Origin of the sequence: Actinomadura logoneensis (assembly GCF_003428695.1) — a bacterium.
In the GTDB taxonomy this organism is placed as follows: Bacteria; Actinomycetota; Actinomycetes; order Streptosporangiales; family Streptosporangiaceae; genus Spirillospora; species Spirillospora logoneensis.
Map to the genome: position 1 here is coordinate 1 of NZ_QURH01000689.1, position 2,888 is coordinate 2,888.

At 71.2% G+C, this 2,888-nt stretch carries 3 protein-coding genes; all 3 read left to right on the forward strand.

Translation table 11 applies throughout. The features are described from left to right. The coding region (locus tag DZF91_RS25720) for a carbohydrate ABC transporter permease (protein ID WP_235834560.1) at positions 1 to 989 on the forward strand (989 nt) is incomplete at its 5' end. Continuing rightward, positions 986 to 1,843 (forward strand): carbohydrate ABC transporter permease, encoded by an 858-nt coding sequence (locus tag DZF91_RS25725; protein ID WP_235834561.1) that lies wholly within the window; start codon positions 986 to 988, stop codon positions 1,841 to 1,843. The genes DZF91_RS25720 and DZF91_RS25725, both read left to right, overlap by 4 nt. Continuing rightward, positions 1,840 to 2,888 (forward strand): glycoside hydrolase family 3 protein (locus DZF91_RS25730; protein WP_147341385.1); only part of this gene is annotated, 1,049 nt, incomplete at its 3' end. The genes DZF91_RS25725 and DZF91_RS25730, both read left to right, overlap by 4 nt.

Below are 2,888 nucleotides of genomic sequence, written 5' to 3' on the forward strand. Positions count from 1 at the left end.
CCCCGCGCGCCCCCGGCCGGGCCGAACGGCCCGCTCCGCGCGGCGGGCGGAGTGACGCTCCGCGGCCCTCGCGCCGCCGCCCCGTCCGGTTCAGTCCGGGCCCGTACCTGCTGATCGCGCCCACCGTCGCGATCATCGCGGTGCTCATCCTCTACCCGATCGGCCAGCTCGTCTGGATGTCGTTCCACAAGATCGGCACCCGCGAGGTCCGCGGCCTCGACCCGGCGCAGAACGTCGGGTTCAAGAACTTCAGCACGGTCCTCGGTGACGACTTCTTCTGGAAGGTCTTCCTCAACACCGTGCTGTCCGCCGCCGCCATGGTGGTGCTCACGCTGATCGTCGGCACCCTGGTGGGGCTGCTGCTGAACCGGCTCGGCAGGAGGATGTCGCTGCTGGTGTCGTCCGGCGCGCTGCTCGCGTGGGCGACCCCGGCGATCTCCTCCGCGATCGTCTACAAGTGGCTGTTCACGCCCGGCGGCGGTCTGGTGCCCTGGCTGCTGGACCTGCTGCCGGACTGGCTGGTCGGCGGCGGCTGGGAGGACTACAACTGGTTCTCCGAGCCGCTGACCACCTACGTCGTGCTGGTGCTGTGCGTGGTGTGGCAGTCGTTCCCGTTCATCGCGGTCTCCGTCCTCGCGGGGCTGAAGAGCGTGCCCGGCGAGCTGTACGAGGCCGCGCGGGTGGACGGCGCGTCCGCCTGGACGACCTTCTGGCAGATCACCTTCCCGCTGCTGAAGCCGGTGTTCATGGTGCTCACCGTGCTGTCGATCATCTGGGACTTCAAGGTCTTCACCCAGCTGTACTTCCTGTCCGGCGGCACCGCGAACCGGGACTCCTTCAACCTCGCGATGTACGCCTACTCCGAGGCGGTGGCGTTCCCGGCCAAGTACGGGCTCGGCGGCGCGATCGCCCTGGTCCTCACCGTCATCCTGCTGGTGTTCACCGGCTTCTACGTGCGGGTCCTGGTCAAGCAGGGGGAGGTCGCGTGAGCGCGCCGGGCAACGTGGGCGGGCGCGGAACGCGCATCGCCCTGAACACCGCCGGGATCCTGGTCTTCCTGTTCGCCGTCTTCCCGGTCTTCTGGATGGTGTCGTCGGCGTTCAAGACCGACGAGGACATCAACTCCGAGACGCCGCTGCCGCTGCCGGTGCACTGGACGCTGAAGCACTTCCGGGCGGTCATCGACGGGCAGGGCCTGGACTACGGCCTGTTCCACTTCTTCCTGAACAGCCTGGTCGTCGCGGTCGTGACGGTCGCGGCGGCGTGCGTGATCTCGGTGCTGGCCGCCTACGCGGTCGCGCGCACCCGGTTCCGGGGCCGCCTGGCGTTCCTGCTGATGCTGCTCGTCGTGCAGATGGTGCCGCTGGAGGCGCTGATGCTCCCGCTGATGCTGAACGCGCAGCGGCTGCAACTGCTGAACAGCCTCACCGGCGTGATCATCGTGTACGTCGGGTCGATGCTGGCCTTCTCGACCCTGATGCTGCGCGGGTTCGTCGCGGCCGTCCCGAAGGAGCTGGAGGAGGCGGCGTCCATCGACGGCGCGTCGCGGTTCACGACCTTCTGGCGGATCACCTTCCCGCTGGTCGCGCCCGGCCTGGTCGCCACCAGCATCTTCTCCTTCGTGAACGCGTGGAACGAGTTCGTCATCGCGTTCGCGTTCCTGAAGGACCAGGACAAGTACATGCTGCCGCTGACGCTGTCCTACAGCTTCGGCCGGACGCAGGTGGAGTGGGGCTCGATCATGGCGTCCTCCACGCTGTTCACCATCCCGGTGATGGTCTTCTTCCTGATCGTGCAACGCCGGATGGTGTCCGGCCTGGTAGCGGGGGCAGTCAAGGGATGAGCCAGCGAATCGGAAACGACGAGGTCGGACGGCTCGCCCGGAGCGCGCTGCTGCCGGCGTTCGACGGCGCGACCGCGCCCCGCTGGGTGCTGGACGAGCTGGAGCGCGGGCTCGGCGGGGTGACGCTGTTCGCGCTGAACGGCAACGTCCCCGGCACCGACGAGCTGGCGGCGCTGACCGCGCAGATGCGCGGCGCGGGGGCGCCGCTGGTGACCATCGACGAGGAGGGCGGCGACGTCACCCGCCTCGGCGGGCACAAGGAGGGCAGCCCGTACCCCGGGAACGCGGCGCTCGGCGCGGTCGACGACGTGGCGCTGACCCGACGCGTCTACCGGTCGCTCGGCGCGGAGCTGGGCGCGGTCGGCGTGAACCTGAACTTCGCGCCGTCGGTGGACGTCAACACCGCCGCCGAGAACCCGGTGATCGGCACCCGCTCGTTCGGGCCCGACCCGGAGCTGGTGGCACGGCACGCGGCGGCGGCCGTCGCGGGCACCCAGGAGGCCGGGATCGCGGCCTGCGCCAAGCACTTCCCCGGTCACGGGGCCACCGTGGAGGACTCGCACCTGGGCGTGCCCGTCGTCGACGCCGACCTGGAGCTGCTGGACCGGCGCGAGCTGGTCCCGTTCCGGGCGGCGATCGAGGCCGGGACCCGGGCGGTGATGACCGCGCACCTCGACCTGCCGGGCATCACCGCCGGGGTCCCGGCGACCCTCTCCCCCGCCGTGATCACCGGGCTGCTCCGCGAGCACCTGGGCTACCGCGGCGTGATCGTCACCGACGCGCTCGACATGAAGGGCGCGAGCGGCGCGATCGGCGTGCCCGAGGCGGCCGTGCGGGCCCTGCTCGCGGGGGCGGACCTGCTCTGCCTCGGCCCGCGCGAGCAGCACGAGACGGTGCTGGCGGTGCTGGCGGCCGTCGAGGACGCGGTCGCGTCCGGGCGGCTGCCGCTGGAGCGGCTGGCGGACGCCGCCGCCCGCACCGGCGCGCTGAAGGACTGGCTGGCCGAGAGCGCCCCGGTGCCGGTGGACCGGGCCGCCGGACTGGA